Origin of the sequence: Kitasatospora cinereorecta (genome assembly GCF_024172095.1) — a bacterium.
Lineage (GTDB): Bacteria > Actinomycetota > Actinomycetes > Streptomycetales > Streptomycetaceae > Kitasatospora > Kitasatospora cinereorecta.
The window spans coordinates 145,026-160,933 of record NZ_JAMZDX010000006.1 but is presented as its reverse complement, the minus strand read 5'-3'; the positions used below and the strand labels follow the sequence as shown (position 1 = coordinate 160,933).

Below are 15,908 nucleotides of genomic sequence, written 5' to 3'. Positions count from 1 at the left end.
CATCGAAAGGCCCCACGTGAACGACCTCGACGCGCTGCCCGCCGGCTTCCGCTGGGGCGCGGCGACCTCCGCCTACCAGATCGAGGGCGCCGTCGACGAGGACGGCCGCGCCCCCTCGATCTGGGACACCTTCTCGCACACCCCGGGCACGATCGACGGCGGCGACACCGGCGACACCGCCTGCGACCACTACCACCGCTGGCCCGAGGACCTCGACCTGGCCCGGCGCCTCGGCCTGGACGCCTACCGCTTCTCCATCGCCTGGCCCCGGGTGGTGCCGCAGGCCGACGGCCGGATCAACCCCGCCGGCCTGGACTTCTACGAGCGCCTGGTCGACGGCATGCTGGAGCGCGGCCTCACCCCCTTCCCCACGCTCTACCACTGGGACCTCCCGCAGGCCCAGCAGGACCGCGGCGGCTGGCCCGAGCGCGCCACCGCCGAGCGCTTCGCCGAGTACGCCGCCGCGGTCGCCGGACGGCTCGGCGACCGGGTCACCCACTGGGGCACCCTCAACGAGCCGCTCTGCTCCTCCTGGATCGGCCACCTGGAGGGGACGATGGCACCCGGCCTGACCGACCTCACCGCCGCCGTCCGCACCTCCTACCACCTGCACCTCGGCCACGGGCTCGCCGTCCAGGCCCTGCGGGCGGCCGTCCCCGGCGCCCGGATCGGCCTGTCCAACAACCTCTCCACCATCGAGCCCGCGAGCAGCGACCCCGCCGACCTGGCCGCCGCCCGGCGGGCCGACGGACACATCAACCGCTGGTGGCTGGACCCGGTGTTCGGCCGCGGCTACCCGCAGGACATGGTCGAGCTGTACGGCGTCGACCTGCCCGTCCGCGACGGCGACCTGGAACTCATCGGCGCCCCGCTCGACTGGATCGGCCTCAACTACTACTTCCGCCAGGTCGTCGCCGACGACCCGGGCGCACCGGTGCCCGGCTTCCGGCAGGTCGCCGGCCCGAACGCCGAGCACACCGCGATGGGCTGGGAGGTGCACGCCGCCGGCCTGGAGGAGCTGCTGCTCAGGCTCACCGAGGAGTACGGCGCCACCGAGATCCACGTCACCGAGTCCGGCGCCGCCTACCGCGACACCGTCACCGCGGACGGCCGGGTCGAGGACCCGGAGCGCACCGCCTACCTGGAGGCCCATCTGGCCGCCTGCGCCCGGGCCGCGGCCAAGGGCGCCCCGGTGGCCGGCCACTTCGCCTGGTCGCTGCTGGACAACTTCGAGTGGGCGTACGGCTACGACAAGCGCTTCGGCCTGGTCCACGTCGACTACGGGACCCAGCGCCGCACCGTCAAGGCCAGCGGCCACCGCTACGCGCAGCTGATCGCCTCCCACCGGTCCGCCGCGCGCTGAGCCACCGCGCGGTGGACCGGGCACGCTCCCGGTCCGCCGCGCGGTCCTCCGGCCCAAGGCCGGAGCCGCACCACCTGCGCTCCGGCCCCACGCCGGAGCCGTTCACACAGGATCCGGCACCCCGCCGCCCCCACCCTCGCCAGGCGCCGCCGAACACCCTCGATCCGCCACGTGCCGCACAACCCCGAACCGCCCGACCCGCTCGGGCCCCCACCAGAAGGGTGTACGCACATGACCCCCACCAGAGCACGCGGCCGCCTCGGCCGCGCGGCCGTCGTCCTGACGGCCCTGCTCGGATCACTCGCCGCCCCGGCCGTCCAGGCCGGCGCGGCGTCCGGCGAGACCGCGCTCGACCGGACCGGCTGGACGGCGAGCTCCAACACCGACTCCAACGCCGGCGACGCCCCCGCACACGCCATCGACGCCGACAAGGGCAGCCGGTTCAGCACCGACGCCTACGAGGCGCCCGGCCAGTGGCTCCAGATCGACCTGGGCGCGACCCGGAACTTCAACCGGATCGGCATGGACTCCGGCGGCAACGCCGGCGACTGGGCCCGCGCCTACCAGGTGCAGGTCTCGGGCGACGGCGCCACCTTCACCACCGTGGCCACCGCCACCGGGACCGGCGCGCAGCAGACCACCACCTTCGCCACCCAGAACGCCCGCTACGTCCGGGTGGTGCTCACCGCCGCCTCCACCACCAACTGGTGGTCGGTGGTGGACTTCAACGTCTACACCGCCGGCTCCACCACCCCGCCGCCGCCGACCGGCGGCAGCCTCGGCGGAAACGTCATCGTCTTCGACCCGTCGATGGCGCAGTCCGCGATCCAGAGCAGGCTGGACTCACTGGCCGCCGCCCAGGGCGGCAACGAGTTCGGGCCGCAGCGCTACGCCGTGTACTTCAAGCCCGGCACCTACGGCTCCGCCGCCAGCCCGCTGACCTTCTCGGTCGGCTTCTACGAGGCCGTGGCCGGCCTCGGCCGGAACCCGGGCGACGTGGTGATCAACGGCAGCGTCGACGCGTACAACCAGTGCGTGGGCGGCGACCAGAGCCAGTGCTACGCCACCACCAACTTCTGGCGCTCGCTGAGCAACCTGACGGTCAACGTGGCCGGCAAGTCCGGCTGCTACGGGAACACCGACTTCTGGGCGGTCTCCCAGGCCGCGCCGATGCGCCGGGTGCACATCAACGGCAACGTGACCCTGATGGACTACTGCACCGGCTCCCCGGCGTGGGCGTCCGGCGGGTTCATCGCCGACTCGGTCTTCACCGGTGGCACCGTCACCAACGGCTCGCAGCAGCAGTACTTCACCCGCAACAGCAACCTCGACGGGTGGAGCAACTCGGTCTGGAACCAGGTGTTCTGCGGCTCGCCGGGCGCACCGGCGCAGTCCTTCGCCGCCAACTCCGGCCTGCCGAACGGTCCTTCCTCGTACACCACGCTGGCCACCTGCCCGGTGACCCGCGAGGCGCCGTACCTGTACCTGGACTCCGCCGGGAACTACCAGGTGTTCGCCCCGGACGCCCGGACCAACTCCGCCGGCCCGACCTGGGCCAACGGCGCCACGCCCGGCACCTCGCTGCCGCTGAGCACCTTCTACGTGGTGCAGCCCGGCGCGAGCGCGGACGTGATCAACGCGGCGCTGGCCGCCGGTGACAACCTGCTCTTCACCCCGGGCGTGTACCAGCTGGCGAGCACACTGCGGGTGACCCGGCCGGGCACCAAGGTCGTCGGCCTCGGCTTCGCCACCCTCGTCCCGACCGCCGGCAACGCCACCATGACGGTCGCCGACGTCAACGGGGTCAACATCTCCGGCCTGATCCTGGACGCCGGACCGGTCCGCTCGTCCGTCCTGCTGCAGGTCGGCACCCCGAACTCGCACAGCAGCCACCTCGCCGACCCGATCAGCCTGAACGACGTCTTCTTCCGGGTCGGCGGCGCCACCTCCGGCAGCGCGACCACCGCGCTGGTCGTCAACAGCAACGACACCCTGATCGACGACGCCTGGATCTGGCGCGCCGACCACGGCGCCGGCGCCGGGACGTGGACCGGCGACCAGAGCGACACCGGTCTGATCGTCAACGGCGACGGGGTGGTCGCCACCGGCCTGGCCGTCGAGCACTTCCAGAAGACCGAGACGGTCTGGAACGGCCAGCGCGGCCAGGTGGTCTTCTTCCAGAACGAGAACCCGTACGAAGTCCCGAACCAGGCCGCGTGGATGGCGAGCCCGACCCAGAAGGGCTACCCCGCCTTCGCCGTCGGCAACAACGTCAGCAGCTTCCAGGGCTACGGCATGGGCAGCTACTCGTTCTTCAACCAGGGCGCGGACATCCACAGCAGCACCGCGTTCCAGGCGCCCAACCGGCCCGGCGTGCAGTTCCACGACCTGCTGACCGTGTTCCTCAACGGGTCGGGTGGCATCGACTCGGTGGTCAACGGGGTCGGTGCGGCCGTCAACTCCGGCTTCGGCGGTCCGAGCGACGTCGTCTCCTACCCCTGACAGCACCGGGGTGGCCCGGTCTCCGCGCCCCGGTCTCCGCGCCGGTGCGGAGACCGGGCCACCCCGGCCCGCACGCCCGGTGGCCTGCCCCTCGCACACGATGGGGTGAATCCGTGCAGATGTCTCCGAGTCGACCAGTGCATATGCCGGTGGCTCCGTAGGGTGGCAGTGCTGCACGCGTGAGAGATCGAGGCCGTGCCGAAGAGGAGCTCTTGATGGCTGCTCAACCCGCTCAACCCGTTCAATCCGCTCAACCCGCTTGTCGTCCGCCGGTGGTGCCGCCCGGCACCCGTCCCCCCGTCCGACTACTCCGTTCGCCGGACCCGTGCCACGTGCCGGGCCCGCGGGCGCCGCGTCTGCTGCGGGGCGACGAACTGGCGCACGAGCTGGTCCAGGCAGATCGCGGCCGCGATGGGAGGCAGTCCCGCGACGATCATGTCGGGTGCGCTCCGGGACATGTCGCAGACGCACAGTCCGGTCGCGGCGGCTGAGAACGCGAGGACCACCACCCACGAGTGGACGGACCGCCGCCCGTCGAGGGCGGCCCGCAGGATGGAGAGGCATCCGGCGAGCCACGGGCCGTACACGACGGCCGGCCAGAGCTCCGAGAAGCCGGGCGGCACCCGCGAGAACGCCAGGTCCTGCAGCGGGGCGTAGGACAGCGTCCAGCCGAGCACGCACACGATGGTGACGGCCAGCGCGATCAGGGCGCGGAACAGCTCGCCGACGAGCTTCGTCCGCCGCTCGGCCGTCGACCGGGCGCGCCTGCGCTTGCGGGAGCCGCGGGGTACGTGGAGGTGGTCGGTCTGCGGGGACGGATCCGGGTGGCGGGCCCGCTGCGGAGGGGGGACGAATAGGTCCGGATTCCAGGTGCCGAACATTTCCATGGTCGGCGAAGTTCCCGTATCGGCATACGGTGCGGCTGCTCCGGAATATCGATGGAGGTGCTCGTCGGCCGCCGGGTGCGGGGGATGGTCCAGGATGTCGTAGTGAGGTGTGCCGTGCGGTCGGAATAAGGAGTCCGGGTGGTCATACATGGCTCGGCCCGTGCTCCGGAGTCTCGGTGGAGCCTGGCCGCCGTGTACACATCCCGGGAGTGATGACAACGATCGGCGGCGGGAGCGTTCCGCCGCGGACCGCGAAGCTGATCTCGAGCTGGCGAATGGTGCGGAGGAATTCCGCGAGAAGTCGGGAGCAGTGCCGCAGGATGACGCGTTCGCCGTTGCGCACCAGGTAGCCGGTCTGGACGTCACCTGCGGCGTTGGTCCGGTCCGGCACGAAGAGCCAGGCTCCGATCGGGCAGATCGGATCGCGATGGCGGGGGCTCGAAGCAATTTGATCACGCGTGGAAATCACGTCCGGCTCAACGAAGCGGTCTCTGCTCCGGTTGTGCGGAATCCGGGTGTCCTTCCATCGTAGTTGTCCGGCCAGCTCTCCTGAGTTCCCCGGCCCCCGAAGCCGTGAAGTCGATGGTATCGCCACGGGGGTGGCGCGGCATGGATTTCCGCTCGCTGAAATTACCCTGTGGACGATGAATGGTGAAACGTTTCGCTTGATTCCGATCTTCAAATTGTTGATGTAGGGTCTCGTCCCTGCGAAGAAGCCGAGGCGAATTCGGAGGCGGCGTGTCCGGCACGCCCAGTACGTGGGGGTTCGGGATGCTCAGCATGGCGGAATACTTGGACGCGTGTCGGCTGCACGACCAGGGGTGGTCGATCACGGCGATCGCCGGTCACCTGGGGCGCGACCGCAAGACCCTGCGGTCCTACCTCACGGGGGACCGGGTGCCCGGAGTGCGCGCCTCCACCGAGGACGCGTTCCTGGTCTTCCTGCCCTACTGCCGCCGGCGGCTGGAGGACGATCCGCACCTCCAGGCGAGCGTCCTGTTCGACGAGATCGTCGAACTGGGCTACTGCGGCGGCTACTCCACGTTCACGCGAGCGCTGCGCAGACACCGGGTGCGGCCGTCCTGCGGGCTCTGCCACCTCGGTCCGCTCCCCGGCCCGGCGGGCGCGGGGGGCACCGCCGAGGAGGAGATCCGGTTCCGGTGGATCCCGCTCGGGAGGCCGCTGTCGGCGCCTGTCGAGGGGTACTTCGTGCATCTGCTCACCGGCTCGCTCGCCGGTACCGGCCGCTGGCGCGGTGTGCTGGTCGACGGCACCGACTTCCCGCACGTGGTCGAGGCGATCGACGAGGTCCTGCGGCGCCTAGGCGGAACCGCCCCGCGCTGGCGCTTCGACCGGGCGACCCCGCTGCGCTGCCCGGCCACCGGTCGGCTCACGACGGCGCTGACCCGGGTCGGCAGGTACTACGGGGCGGAGGTCGAACTCGACCGGGCCCGCCGCGCCGACCAGGACGAGGAGGCGGGTGCCCTCCGGCGCTGGTGGAGCGAGGCCGCACACGGCGTGGCGGAGGCGCAGGCCCAGCTGCTGCTCGACCGGCTGGCGGTGCGGTCGGACCGGCCACCGGTGACGGCCGGCAGGGTGCCCGCACCCCGCGCCGCACCCGGGGCCCAAGGACGGCTGCGCGGCCTGCCCGACGCCCCCTACCCGGTGCGGGTGTGCGTGCGCCGCGTCGTCGGCCCGCAGGGGCTGGTCCCGTTCCGCGGCAACCGGTACACCGTCCCGCCCGACCTGGCCGGGGCGGTGGTGGAGGTGCGCCGGCGCCTCGACGAGCCGTGGCTCTCGATCAGCACGACCGGCGGGGCCGTGATCGCCCGCCACGACGTCGCGCCGCGCGGCGCGGGGCTGACGGTGGCCCGCGGCCGGGAGATCGTCGGCCTTCAGGACTCGCCCCGGCACCGCCCCGCCGAGGCGCCGCCCTGTCCGAGCGCCCGGACCCGCAGCCCGCTCTCCCCGGAAGCGGCGGCCGAGGCCGATCGGCTGCGCAGGCTGAACCGTCTCCCGCAGCCGGCTCCGGCCGCACAGACCTGAGCGCACGAGCCCGACAGCGCACGAGCCCGACAGCGCGCGGGGCCCGGCCGGGGTTCGCCCGGCCGGGCCCGACGGCGGGGCCGGGTCAGCCGGCCGTGACCGAGAGCGCGTGGTGGAACACGTTGTTCGGGTCCCAGGCGGCCTTGACGCGCTGCAGGCGGGGGTAGTTGTCCTTGTAGTAGAGCGTCTGCCAGGCCACGCCCGAGGTGTTCCACTGCGGGTCGGCGAGGTCGACGTCCGGGTAGTTGATGTAGGAGCCGTCGTTGGCCGCGTTGCTGACCGGTACGCCGCCGGTGGCCGCGTACACGTCCCGGTAGAGCGAGCGCATCCAGGCCAGGTGGCGGGCGTCCTGCGAGGGGTCGGCCCAGTAGGTGGTGAAGTTGGCCTTGAGGACGGAGTCGCGCTGGGGCATCGCGGTGGCGTCGGGGGCGACGGTGTTGGCCCGGCCGCCGTAGGAGTAGAGCAGGATCGAGCTGTGCCCGTCGTAGCCGGGGTCGGAGAGGTAGCGGTACAGGGTGGCGATCTGGCCGTCGTCCCAACCCCGGCGCAGATAGGCGCCCTTGGACTTGGTGCGGTTGAACGCTCCGGTGTCGTACGGGTCCTTCAGGGTGGCCTTCAGCCACGGTGAGGTGGACTGGCTGCGGGCCGCGGGTGCCTGGACGCCCGCCGCGACCGCGTCGAGGTAGCGGGTCATCAGGCCGGCCGCGTCGGGGAGGGTGCCGTCGATCTGGGCGCTGAGGGTCACGGTGCCGAGCGCGGCGTTGCCGAGGATCAGCACGCTGTGCAGGCCGGCGTAGGGCGAGCCGTCGGCGCTGTTGGCGGTGTGCCAGGCCCCGTGGTTGCGGACGACGGCGGCGAAGTCGGCCGCGTTCAGGTCGCTCCACTTCCACACCGCGGCGGCCTTCAGCAGGGTGGCCGGGGGCTTGGGCAGCAGTCCGGACGGGTCGGTGCCGGTGGCGCCGGGGGTGCGGAACCAGTAGCGGGTGACCACGCCGAAGTTGCCGCCGCCGCCACCGGTGTGCGCCCACCACAGCTCGCGGTTGGGGTCGCCCGGGTCGCTGGTGGCGACCACGGCGCGGGCGGTGCCGGAGGCGTCCACCACGACCACCTCCAGCGCGTACAGGTGGTCGACGATCGCGCCGTGGGCGCGGCAGAGCGCGCCGTAACCGCCGCCGGTGACGTGGCCGCCGACGCCGACGGTCGGGCAGGTGCCGCCGGGGACGGTGACGCCGTAGTCGAGGTAGAGGGTGCGGTAGACGTGGCCGAGGGTGGCGCCGGCCTCGACCATGAAGGCGCGGCGGGCGGGGTCGTAGGAGACCGCGTTCATCTCGGAGACGTCGATCAGCGTCCGCACCGCGGGGTCGTCGACCAGTCCGTCCAGGCAGTGGCCGCCGCTGCGGACGGCGATCTGCCGCCCGCCCTGCACCGCCTCGTTCACCACCGAGACCACCTGCGCGGTGGTGTACACCACCCGGACGGTGTCGGGCCGGCCGACGAAGCGTCCGTTGTAGCCGCGCGAGGTGAGGTCGAGGTAGCGCGGGTCGGTGGAGGCGATGGCGCGGGCGGACGGGGTCCGTACCGCGGCCGAATCGACAGCGTTGTTGACAGAGTCGTCCGTCACGTTGTCAAGCGAGGGGAGTGCCACAGTGCCGCCGAGTGCGGCGGCCACCCCGAGGAACCCGCGACGGGTCGTTTCAGCCAAGGTCAACACCAAGCCCTTTCCCGTTGTCGCGGCCGCCCCGCCGAATGGCCGGAATGCGCGCGATCGGACCGAATATCGGGCACGATATGCAGCCCCGGCGGTGGGGCGCCGCCCACCGCGGGCCGGACGCGGCACTGCGTCAGGTGCGGTGGGCGACTATCGGATACCGGGCTTTTTCGGAAGGGCGAGTTCCGGTCGGTACGGCGCGGTCCGGTCAGTACTGCGCGGTGTGCAGGACGGGCCAGCCGCGGTCGCGGGCGAGTTCCGTCATCAGCGGATCGCGGCCGACCACCCGCGGATTGCCGACCACCCGCAGGATGGTGAGGCCCTCGCGGTGGTCGCCGTAGGCGAAGCACTGGGCGGCGTCCAGACCGAGCCGGGCCATCGCCTCCACCACCACCTCGGAGCCCGCCTCGTCCGGCGCGTCGGCGTACAGCACCAGATCGGCGGCGAAGCCGGTGCCCGAGGTGGTCGGGCGGCCGGCGGCCGGCCGGTCGGTGCCGTCGCCGGGCGGTGGGCCGCCGGCGACGCAGACCAGCAGGTCGCCGGCCGAGCGGTGGCGGGCCGCGGCCTCCAGCACGGTGAGTGCCGAGCCGGCCGACAGCAGGTTGTGTCTCACGTCGAAGAATGCCGCGCGGCGGCCACGCTGGTTGATCACGTTCCCCCCGTTCCCGTGCTGCTCTTGCTCCGTTCGCGCGTGGGGCGCGACCGACCGGATAATCATGCCGCACGCATTTGGCGTCGTGAAGGCTCGACTTTGCCGGGCGGCTGATTCTCTATTCCCGCCGGAATAATATTCCGGCCGGTATTGATTCGGTTCCCCCTTGTCGCGCGGCATATGACATGGGCATGTCCAGCAACTTTACAGCTTTCCTTGACACGATTTGACATCGGGTGTTGTATCTGCCGTGACAAGGTCGCCTAGCCAGGGGAAGCGAGATGGCCGAGCGAGACGGCGGGACGGTCGGGATCATCCTGGCCGGCGGACGGGGAGAGCGCGCGAAGCCCATCACCCTCGAGTCCGCGGACTACATCCGGAGCAAGGCGCTGATCCCGTTCGCGGGCCGACGACTGATCGAGTGGGTCATCGACGCCTGCCGCGAGCAGGGCATCCGCCGCTTCTACGTGGTGGCGCAGGGCCTGGAGAACCGCAGCCAGATCAAGCTGCTGCTGGGCCACGGCGAGCGGTACGGGGTGGAGGTGCGCTACTCGCGCTCCAGCTTCGACCGCTACAACGTCGGGTCCGGCGCCGCCACCCTGCACAACCTGGAGCAGTGGGACCTGACCGAGCGGGCGCTGGTGCTCCCGGTCGACTCGGTCTTCGACTTCTCGCTCGCCGAGCTGGAGGCCACCCACGAGGAGAGCAACGCCGTGGTCACCGTGGCCGCGGTGGCCCGCAGCCCGCTCGAGGTGGCCGGCAAGTACGGCGCGATGCGCACCGGCGCCGATGGCCTGGTCTCCGGCTTCGTCGAGAAGCCCAGCCTGGCGCGGGTGCACGAGATCTTCCCGGAGGCGACCAGCGACAGCTGCGCCCTGGTGCCCACCAACGCGGGCATGTACCTGGTGGACTGCCGCCGGCTGCGGCTGGCCGCCCGGGAGCCGCAGCTGATGCGGCAGGCCCAGCAGCGCCTCGACTGGGGCGGCGACCTGCTGCCCTGGCTGGTCGAGCACGGCCGCACGGTGGCCGCGCACCACATCGCCAGGCTCGGCGACCTCGGCAACGTCGAGGACTACCTGGTGACGCTCCGCCAGGTGCTCTCCGGCGACTTCCACCAGATGAACCGGCTGATGCCCGAGCCGCGCAGCGACCGCCCGCGGTACTGGATCCACGAGAGCAGCCTGCACACCAAGGACGACGTCTCCGGCACCACCCTCGCCGACAAGATCGCCGGCGGCGACGTGGTGATCGGCCAGGGCGTGCGGATCGGCCGGCACGTCACCATCGGCTCCGGCGTCCGGCTGGAGCACGCCGACATCGGCGACGGCGCGGAGCTGCGCGAGGGCGCCCGGCTGAGCGGCACCTCGCTCGGCGACTCCTCGATGGTCGGCCCGTACGCCCGGATCAGCGACTCCTACATCGGGCCGATGGCCGACATCCACTCCACCCGGGACAACCCGGTCCGGATGGACGGCTACTGCGCGGTCGGCGACGGCGTGCACGTCTGGCAGGGCACCCGGCTCACCGGGGTCAGCATCTACCCGCGGCTGCGGGTGCCGGCCCTGGCCAACCTGCCCTCGGGCACCCGGCTGACCAACTCCGACGACATCCTGCGCTGGATCTGAGTGCCACCGAGCGACATCCGTAGAGAGAAGGAGCAAGCGATGGACAACCCCGTGGCGGTGATCGGCGGCTCGGGACGGCTGGGCCGCCTGGTCGCCCAGCGCCTGCTGGACCGCGGCGCGCCGGTCCGCGCGATCGGCCGCAGCGTGCAGCACGCCAGGCGCAGCCTGCCGCCCGGCGCGCTCTTCTTCGAGGGCGACGTCCGCCGGCCGGAGACCCTGAGCGAACCGCTGGCCGGCACCGCGGCCCTGGTCTACTGCGTCGACCCGGGCACCGCCGACAGCGGCCCGGACCGGCCGGAGACCACCGTCTACCAGGGCGTGCGCAACGCCCTGGCGGCCGCCACCGAGGGCGGCCACCGCCCCCGGGTGGTGCTGGTCAGCCAGATCCACGCCACCCACCTGGCCCATCCGCTGAACGCCTACGGCCGGGTGCTGGAGTGGCGGCTGGCCGGCGAGAACGCGGTCCGCGACTCCGGCCTGCCGTACACCGTGATCCGGCCGGGCTGGCTCACCGACACCCGGGAGGCCGGCGAGCGGGTCCGGCTGGAGCAGGGCGACCGGGGCTTCGGCCAGGTCTCCCGTCCCGACCTGGCCGAGGCCTGCGTCCAGGCACTGTTCCACCCGGCCGCGGACGGTGTCACCTTCGAGATCTTCAACGAGCCCGGCACCACCTCCCCGGCGTGGAGCGAGGCGTTCGCCGGACTCCAGGGCGACCGGACGCCGGTGGGCTGACGACGACATGAGCCAACACCACGAGGCCCGCAGGGCCGCGATCGAGGCGGCCGAGATCGGACCCGGCCGCGCCCAGCCGCTCGGCGCCACGCTGGACGGCGACGGGGTCAACTTCTCGCTCTACTCCGAGCACGCCACCCGGGTCGACCTGCTGCTCTTCGCCCACTACGAGGACCTGGCACCGACCCGGGTGATCCCGCTCGACCCGGAGCGGCACCGCAGCTACCACTTCTGGCACTGCCACCTCTCCGGCCTGACCAAGGGCCAGGTGTACGCGTACCGGGTGGACGGCCCGCGCCGCACCAAGGACTCCGGCACCTTCTTCAACCCGCGCAAGGTGCTGATCGACCCGTACGCCCGGGCCAACGTCAACTCGCTGTGGGACCGCACCCGGGCCATCGGCACCGAGGACAACTGCGCCTACTCGATGCGCAGCATGGTGGTCGACCTGGCCGGCTACGACTGGGAGGGCGACGAGCCGCTGCGCACCCCGCTGGCGGACACCGTGATCTACGAGCTGCACGTCGGCGGGCTGACCGCCTCGCCGTCCTCGCGGGTGGTCCACCCCGGCACCTTCAGCGGGGTGGTGGAGAAGATCCCGTACCTGAAGGAGCTCGGGGTCACCGCGGTCGAGCTGCTGCCGATCTTCGACTTCGACGAGCGGCAGGTGCTGCGGATCGGACCGAACGGCGCGCCGCTGTACAACTACTGGGGCTACGACCCGTTCGGGTTCTTCGCGCCGCACACCGGCTACTGCTCGGACCCGTGCGAGTGCACCCACATCACCGAGTTCCGCGACATGGTGAAGGCGCTGCACCGGGCCGGCATCGAGGTGATCCTCGACGTGGTCTTCAACCACACCTCGGAGGGCAACGAGAACGGCCCGGTGATCAGCTTCCGCGGCCAGGCCAACGAGGTGTACTACCACCTGTGGCCGCAGGACCGCCGGCACTACATGGACTTCACCGGCTGCGGCAACGCGATCAACGCCAACCACCCGGCGGTGGCCAAGTTCATCATCGAGTGCCTCGAGTACTGGGTGACCGAGCACCACGTGGACGGGTTCCGGTTCGACCTGGCCTCGGAGCTCTCGCGCGGGGCCGGCGGCTACGAGATGGACGTGCCGCCGGTGCTGTGGGGCATCGAGCTGTCCGGGATCCTCTCCGAATCGAAGATCATCGCCGAGCCGTGGGACGGCGGCGGCCTCTACCAGGTCGGCCGCTTCCCCGGGAAGCGCTGGGCCCAGTGGAACGGCCCGTACCGGGACGACGTCCGGCGCTTCGTGCGCGGTGACGCCGGCCTGGTCGGCACCGTCGCCACCCGGCTCGGCGGCTCGCCCGACCTGTTCGGCAAGGACGGCGAACTGCCCACCAACAGCGTCAACTTCATCACCTGCCACGACGGCTTCACGCTCAACGACCTGGTCAGCTACAACGACAAGCACAACTGGGCCAACGGCGAGGCCGACGCGGACGGCGCCCACGAGAACTTCAGCTGGAACTGCGGCGTGGAGGGCCCCAGCGACTCGGCGGACGTCGAGCGGCTGCGGGTGCGCCAGATCAAGAACCACGCCGCCGTGCTGCTGCTCAGCCGGGGCGTGCCGATGCTGCTGGCCGGCGACGAGTTCCGCAACAGCCAGGGCGGCAACAACAACGCCTACTGCCAGCACAACGAGACCGCCTGGCTGGACTGGGACCAGGCCGAGAAGGAGACCGAGGTCCGGGACTTCTTCCGGAACATGATCGCCCTGCGCCGGCGCTTGCGCGCGGTGCGCGAGGCCCGGTTCTTCTCCGGCCGCACCAACGCCCGCGGCCTGCCCGACGTCACCTGGCACGGCACCCGGCTGGAGCAGCCGGGCTGGGACGACCCGCAGGCCAGGGTGCTGGCGCTCACCCTGGCCGGCTTCGACGGCGACCCGGACCTGCACGTCATCCTCAACATGTTCCACCTGGGCCTGGACTTCGAGCTGCCGTCGATCGACGGCCACCGGTGGGCCCGCCTGGTGGACACCGCGCAGGGCGCCGGCGAGGACGTCCTCGCACCCGGCGCCGAGGCGCCCGTCCACGGCCACACCTTCCATGCCCAGGGCCGCAGCGTCGTCGTCCTGGCGGCGCTGCCCGACGAGGGAGGAACGCGACCATGAACGCCCCCGACACCCGGCGGATGTACTCCGACAGCATCGCCGGCTACGTCACCAGCTACGACCCCGCCCACGACCGGTTCGGCCTGCGGACCTCGGACGGGCGCGAGTTCACCATCCACCTGAACGGCTTCCTGAGCTCGGAGATCGTCCGCAACCTCGGCGACGGCCCGCGCGACACCGGCGAGGCCACCCGCGACATGCTGGCAGAGGGCCGGTACGTCTTCGTCTACGGCCTGTTCTACCGCTGGGACGGCGGCGAGCGGATCGAGGCCCGGCAGATCACCTTCCCGGAGACCAGCCGCGGCAACTACGTCTTCGAGCACCCCAACTGGTGGGTGCAGCAGGCCGCCGAGATCGCCGACTTCTACCTGCGCGGCCACTTCCCGGACGGCCCCGGCAAGGACGGCCGGTACGACTGGCGCAGCTTCCGCACCAGGCTCACCCTGAGCGGCACCCACGTCCCGGACTTCACCGGCGAGGACGTGCGCCAGGAGACCGACACCATCTCCCGGCTGGTGTACGGCCTGGCCACCGCCTTCATGCTCACCGGTGAGGAGCGGTTCCTGAACGCGGCCGAGTCCGGCACCGAGTACCTGCGCGAGCACATGCGGGTCGCCGACGATGCGGAGGGCGTCGTCTACTGGTACCACGGCATCGACATCAGCGAGGCCGGTCAACGCAAGGTCTACGCCTCGGAGTTCGGCGACGACTTCGACGCCATCCCGATGTACGAGCAGATCTACGCGCTGGCCGGGCCGACCCAGACCTACCGGATCACCGGCGACCCGCGGATCCTCGACGACATCGACCGCACGGTCGCGCTGTTCGAGCGCTTCTTCCGGGACGAGGACCAGGGCGGCTTCTTCTCCCACCTCGACCCGATCACCATGGACCCGCGGGCCGACTCGCTCGGCCGCAACCGGTCCCGCAAGAACTGGAACTCGATCGGCGACCACGCCCCGGCGTACCTGATCAACGCCTATCTCGCCACCGGCCGCGAGGACTTCTCGAAGCTGCTGGAGGAGACTGCGGACACCATCGCCGAGCGCTTCCCCGACGAGCCGGTCAGCCCGTTCGTCCAGGAGCGCTTCCACGGCGACTGGAGCGCCGACCGCACCTGGGGCTGGCAGCAGAACCGCGCGGTGGTCGGCCACAACCTCAAGATCGCCTGGAACCTGACCCGGATCCGCGCCCTGCACGACAAGGCGCGCTACTCCGAACTGGCCGAGCGGATCGCCGAGCTGATGCCGGCGGTCGGCAGCGACCAGCAGCGCGGCGGCTGGTACGACGTAGTGGAGCGGGTGGCCGACCCGGACACCGGCGCCCACCACCTGGTCTGGCACGACCGCAAGGCCTGGTGGCAGCAGGAGCAGGCGATCCTGGCCTACCTCGTCCTGGCCGGCGTCTCCGGCGACCCGGAGCACCGCCGCCTGGCCCGCGAGTCCGCCGCCTTCTACAACGCCTTCTTCCTCGACTACGACGACGGCGGCGTCTACTTCAACGTGCTGGCCAACGGCATCCCGTACCTGGTCGGCACCGAGCGGCTCAAGGGCAGCCACTCGATGGCCGGCTACCACGCGCTGGAGCTGTGCTACCTGGCCGCCGCCTACACCGGGCTGCTGATCACCTCGGCACCGCTCACCCTGCACTTCCGGCCGCAGCCCGGGGCCTTCCCCGACCACCTGCTGCGGGTGGCGCCGGACCTGCTGCCGTACGGCTCGGTCCAGCTCGCCCGGGTGTGGATCGACGACGAGCCGTACGAGGACTTCGACCCCAAGCAGCTGACCGTCCGGCTGCCGCTGAGCAGCCGCCCGCTGAAGGTCCGGGTGGAGATCGAGCCGGCCGACATGCGGCTGCGGGTCTCCAGCGACTTCGACGGCAAGACCGCGCACATCCACTGCGAGGGCGTGATCGACCGCGAGGAGCTGGAGAAGTTCCGCCGCTGCCTGACCGAGGCGCTGTCGGTGGAGCCCCGCCGGGTGGAGTTCCACCTCTGCAAGGTGACCGAGATCGGCCGCCCGGCCATCAACGAACTGCTGTTCCAGCGCGCCAAGATGGGCCTCGAGGTCGACTTCGTGATCGTCGGCTGCAGCCTCCCCGAGGTCACCTCGGCCCTGCTGGCCACCGACGCCTTCCTGGTCGACGAGGACCGGACCTGCGTCACGGACTGACCCGCCGCCCCGCCCCCGCCGGCCCCACCCGGCGGGGGCGGGGCCCGGCCCGACCGCCATCGCGCCAGAACCTCACCCA

11 protein-coding genes are annotated in these 15,908 nt (G+C 71.7%); 7 read left to right on the top strand and 4 right to left on the bottom strand.

The window, feature by feature from the left end:
* The first annotated feature begins 16 nt into the window (after positions 1-16).
* Positions 17-1,363: a GH1 family beta-glucosidase gene (locus tag FHR36_RS30000; RefSeq protein ID WP_253802273.1), complete on the top strand. Its 1,347-nt coding sequence runs from the start codon at positions 17-19 to the stop codon at positions 1,361-1,363.
* A gap of 231 nt (positions 1,364-1,594) precedes the next feature.
* Complete coding sequence (locus tag FHR36_RS29995) at positions 1,595-3,865, top strand: discoidin domain-containing protein (protein ID WP_253802271.1); 2,271 nt, start codon at positions 1,595-1,597, stop codon at positions 3,863-3,865.
* A 305-nt stretch (positions 3,866-4,170) separates the two neighbouring features.
* Here the strand turns inward: FHR36_RS29995 and FHR36_RS29990 are convergent, their stop codons facing one another.
* Both FHR36_RS29990 and FHR36_RS29985 read right to left on the bottom strand, forming a co-directional pair.
* Entirely contained in the window at positions 4,171-4,746 is a 576-nt protein-coding gene (locus tag FHR36_RS29990) for a DUF2637 domain-containing protein (RefSeq protein ID WP_253802269.1), read from the bottom strand.
* 148 nt (positions 4,747-4,894) lie between these two features.
* Positions 4,895-5,221 carry a hypothetical protein gene (locus tag FHR36_RS29985; RefSeq protein ID WP_253802266.1) on the bottom strand — a complete coding sequence of 109 codons (327 nt, stop codon included), beginning with the start codon at positions 5,219-5,221 and terminating at the stop codon, positions 4,895-4,897.
* Between the two features lie 311 nt (positions 5,222-5,532).
* On the opposite strand from FHR36_RS29985, the gene FHR36_RS29980 reads away from it, so the two are divergent.
* Positions 5,533-6,798 (top strand): Mu transposase domain-containing protein, encoded by a 1,266-nt coding sequence (locus tag FHR36_RS29980; protein ID WP_253802265.1) that lies wholly within the window; start codon positions 5,533-5,535, stop codon positions 6,796-6,798.
* Positions 6,799-6,883: 85 nt separating this feature from the next.
* Here FHR36_RS29980 and FHR36_RS29975 read toward each other — a convergent pair whose 3' ends face one another.
* On the bottom strand, positions 6,884-8,500 hold the full coding sequence (locus FHR36_RS29975) for an FAD-binding oxidoreductase (protein WP_253802263.1): 1,617 nt from the start codon (positions 8,498-8,500) through the stop codon (positions 6,884-6,886).
* A 214-nt stretch (positions 8,501-8,714) separates the two neighbouring features.
* The gene (locus FHR36_RS29970) at positions 8,715-9,158 is read right to left on the bottom strand and encodes an HAD family hydrolase (protein WP_253802261.1); all 444 of its coding nucleotides are present in this window, start codon (positions 9,156-9,158) and stop codon (positions 8,715-8,717) included.
* A 281-nt stretch (positions 9,159-9,439) separates the two neighbouring features.
* Here FHR36_RS29970 and FHR36_RS29965 point away from each other — a divergent pair, with 281 nt between their 5' ends.
* Genes FHR36_RS29965 through FHR36_RS29950 form a run of 4 tightly spaced genes read left to right on the top strand, consistent with a single transcriptional unit; the run spans position 9,440 to position 15,829 of the window.
* Positions 9,440-10,783, top strand: coding sequence for a nucleotidyltransferase family protein (locus FHR36_RS29965; RefSeq protein ID WP_253802260.1), 1,344 nt, complete (start codon positions 9,440-9,442; stop codon positions 10,781-10,783).
* Positions 10,784-10,822: 39 nt separating this feature from the next.
* The gene (locus FHR36_RS29960; protein ID WP_253802259.1) at positions 10,823-11,515 is read left to right on the top strand and encodes an SDR family oxidoreductase; all 693 of its coding nucleotides are present in this window, start codon (positions 10,823-10,825) and stop codon (positions 11,513-11,515) included.
* 7 nt (positions 11,516-11,522) lie between these two features.
* Positions 11,523-13,658, top strand: coding sequence for a glycogen debranching protein GlgX (glgX, locus tag FHR36_RS29955; RefSeq protein ID WP_253802258.1), 2,136 nt, complete (start codon positions 11,523-11,525; stop codon positions 13,656-13,658).
* Positions 13,655-15,829, top strand: a complete 2,175-nt coding sequence (locus tag FHR36_RS29950; RefSeq protein WP_253802257.1) for an AGE family epimerase/isomerase — start codon at positions 13,655-13,657, stop codon at positions 15,827-15,829. The genes glgX and FHR36_RS29950 overlap by 4 nt, the downstream gene beginning before the upstream one ends.
* Positions 15,830-15,908: the final 79 nt, after the last annotated feature.